Source organism: Micromonospora sp. KC213 (assembly GCF_004348325.1).
Classification (GTDB): domain Bacteria; phylum Actinomycetota; class Actinomycetes; order Mycobacteriales; family Micromonosporaceae; genus Micromonospora.
This window is the reverse complement of record NZ_SMKF01000309.1, coordinates 1-2,748: the sequence shown is the minus strand read 5'-3', so window position 1 is coordinate 2,748 and position 2,748 is coordinate 1. Positions and strand designations below refer to the sequence as shown.

Below are 2,748 nucleotides of genomic sequence, written 5' to 3'. Positions count from 1 at the left end.
CGTGTCGTCCCCGCCTGCCGCCGCCACCCCGCCGACGCTGTCGGTACCCGCCGTCGCCCCGGACGAGCTCAGCCGCGTGGTCTACCTCGCCGAGACCCAGAAGGTGGACGCGGTGACACGCCGAGAAGCCCGCACCGACCAGCGGTACGTGCTCGACGCCGCCTGCACCTCCGTGACCCCGGGCCGGAAGATCACGTACGAGTTGCTCAGCTCGAACGAGTCCGTGGCCAGCGGTGACCTGCCGTGCGACGGCAACGTGATGAGGACGAGTTCGACGCTGCCCGCGACCGTCATCCAGATCAGCCTCGCGGATCTGGGTGGCGTGACCGCCGCCTACGCGGTCATCACCCCCGAGCCGTCCTGACCAGGCCCGCGCGGCCACCGCTGGTCAAGAACGCAGCTTACGCAGGGCCTTGCCCCATGCTGTCGAACTCCTCTGTGGCCTGTCCGACAGCGCGATCAGCCACTCGTGCACCTGGTCGTAGCCGGCCTCGTCCTCTTCCAGTTCCGCAGCGTCCTGCGGGCGAAGACCGTGCTCATTGACCTGCGCGAACAGTGTGGGCATTGGGACCAGCAGGCGGGACAACTCCGCCCTGTCGGTGCCGGCCGCGCAACTCCTCAAGCCGCGCGGCGCGCTCGGCGCTGCGTGGGTCAAGCGGCTCGGCGTTGGCAGGCCACGGCACCGGTGGCGGATCGGCCAACTTCAGCCGCTCACCAACCAGCGTGAGAATGCGGGTCAGGTCCTCGGCGGCGACCCGGGCCGCGACGCCCGGAGAGCGGTGCCGCAGCCGCTGCATCGGCAGCCGGAAATCGGCTCGCACCGCCCGGCCGCCACGCCGTACCGTGCCGGTGTCCTCGTCGGTGAGTTCGATGATGACCTCCAGCCACTCCCGCCCTGCGGTCGCCCACCAGGCCCGCCAGTCCTCGCGGCGATCCAACTCCTCGGCGATGTCATGGACGGCGTCGGCGTACGGCTGCCAGTCGCCACCGCCACCGAACACCAGCGGCCGGCACCACCCATCGGAGCCGCTGATCTCCTCGTGCACCCGGCCGAGGTGCTCGGCCTCACCGGACGACCACGACCGGGCGGTCGCGACGGCGGGATCGGCACGCACGGCGTGATAAACCTCCGGCCCGGCCGCCACCACGGCGAGCAGGAAGCTGTGCAGGGCGTCCCCCAGCAGCGGAAGAGGTTCGGCACCGGCAGGATCGCACACATCCCGCACCGGAAGCTTCTCGAACCGCCCGCCATCGAGTTCGCGCACCGCCGCGTCGACCCGTAGCTGGAACTCCTCGGCCCGGTCGCCCAGCCGATCCCTCAGCCGGGCCACCGACCGCTCGTCGGCGACGCCGCCGAGCTCACCGACCAGCGCCCAGAACTCCTCGTCAGTCACACTCATACCCATCGTGCGAACAGGGCCGCGACGTGGTCCGATCCGCGCCGACAAGCGGGAGGACCGACGCCACCGCGGACACCTTAATCGGTGGGGTCGGCACACCGGGGTCCTGAGCTCAGCGGCGGAACGTGCCAACAAGGCGACCATCCGGTGCAAGATCATGACTGATCTGCGCCCGACTTGTGCCCGTTGATCTTGCGATGAGGAATCACCTGATCAGAGGCGATATTGGTGGGCCGGGGGTACCACCATTCGAACCACACCACCACGATCACCGGTGACCCACTACCACTGATCTTGCCCGGTCCGCGGGTCTCGGGGCCCGATGATTCCGGCCCGGCCAGCCGAACCGCCGGTCGGTCGCCATGGACCGCGTCGCGCCACGCCGACTTCCGTGACACCCGAGGGCGGACAAGTGGTCGGGGGGCATGGGGATTGCCGATAGGCCTTCTGGTCGGCGACCTGGTGCCGTCAATCCTGGTCGTGGTGAGGAGGTAGCCCTGGTGACGCGAGCACTGGAAACGTAGAACATTTAGTTCTACACTCTCGTCCGTGGAACGCATCGGTGTCCGGGAGCTGAACCAGAACACGAGCCAGGTGCTGGCTAGGGTGAGCGGCGGCGAGACCTTCGAGATCACCGATCGCGGGCGCCCGATCGCCCGACTTGTTCCAGTAAGTGACGACAGGTCGATGCTAGCCAAGCTGGTAGCTGCGGGGCGGGCAGTTGCCCCGACCGGCGGCGGCCCTGTTCCGCTTCCACCGAAGCTCGGCGACCAGGATGTGGACGTGGCCGCCACGCTTGCCGCGATGCGAGACGAGGAGCGCTGGTGATCTACCTCGATTCCGCCGCCGTCGTCAAGCTGGTGCGGCAGGAGGCATTCAGCGCTGACCTTGTCTCCTGGCTCAACAACCACGACGACGCGCCGCTGGTCTGCTCCGCTCTCGTCGAGGTGGAAGTGCCCAGAGCGCTGCGCCGATCAGCTCCGCAAGCTCTGATCGGAGTGCCGGCGGCCGTCGGGCGGCTCTTCCGACTGGAAATCGACAGTACGATCCGCGCGACCGCAGCCGCGTTCGCTGAGCCGACGCTACGCAGCCTCGACGCCATCCACCTCGCCACCGCCCAGGTTCTGACCAACGAGTCCGGAACGACACTCATCGCCTTTGTCACCTACGACCGGCGGCTGCTCGCATGCGCCAAGGAGGCAGGATTCCCCGTAGCAAGTCCCGGCCAGAACTGACCCGCGACCCCCGAAGACGGGCACTGGAACAGGACGAGATCCGCCCCGCCGAAGCCCTCGAACAGCTCCGTCACCAGCGCACGACAGCTACCGCGCTTGACGGCGGCCCACTC

5 protein-coding genes are annotated in these 2,748 nt (G+C 68.6%); 3 read left to right on the top strand and 2 right to left on the bottom strand.

What is annotated here, in order from left to right; translation table 11 throughout:
• Positions 1–364: hypothetical protein (locus E1166_RS31325; protein ID WP_165944469.1), on the top strand; the 364-nt coding region annotated here is incomplete at its 5' end.
• Positions 365–388: 24 nt separating this feature from the next.
• Here E1166_RS31325 and E1166_RS31320 read toward each other — a convergent pair.
• Positions 389–565, bottom strand: coding sequence for a hypothetical protein (locus E1166_RS31320; RefSeq protein ID WP_165944468.1), 177 nt, complete (start codon positions 563–565; stop codon positions 389–391).
• The gene (locus tag E1166_RS30110; protein WP_132343193.1) at positions 537–1,400 is read right to left on the bottom strand and encodes a hypothetical protein; all 864 of its coding nucleotides are present in this window, start codon (positions 1,398–1,400) and stop codon (positions 537–539) included. Before E1166_RS30110 ends, E1166_RS31320 begins: the two co-directional genes overlap by 29 nt.
• A gap of 549 nt (positions 1,401–1,949) precedes the next feature.
• On the opposite strand from E1166_RS30110, the gene E1166_RS30105 reads away from it, so the two are divergent.
• Both E1166_RS30105 and E1166_RS30100 read left to right on the top strand, forming a co-directional pair.
• Positions 1,950–2,228, top strand: a complete 279-nt coding sequence (locus E1166_RS30105) for a type II toxin-antitoxin system prevent-host-death family antitoxin (RefSeq protein ID WP_132343192.1) — start codon at positions 1,950–1,952, stop codon at positions 2,226–2,228.
• Positions 2,225–2,635: a type II toxin-antitoxin system VapC family toxin gene (locus E1166_RS30100; RefSeq protein ID WP_132343191.1), complete on the top strand. Its 411-nt coding sequence runs from the start codon at positions 2,225–2,227 to the stop codon at positions 2,633–2,635. Before E1166_RS30105 ends, E1166_RS30100 begins: the two co-directional genes overlap by 4 nt.
• Positions 2,636–2,748: the final 113 nt, after the last annotated feature.

Coding starts and splice junctions, on each gene's coding strand:
- E1166_RS31320 (WP_165944468.1), bottom strand. CDS start 565: ATGCCCACACTGTTCGCGCAGGTCAATGAGCACGGTCTTCGCCCGCAG.
- E1166_RS30110 (WP_132343193.1), bottom strand. CDS start 1,400: ATGAGTGTGACTGACGAGGAGTTCTGGGCGCTGGTCGGTGAGCTCGGC.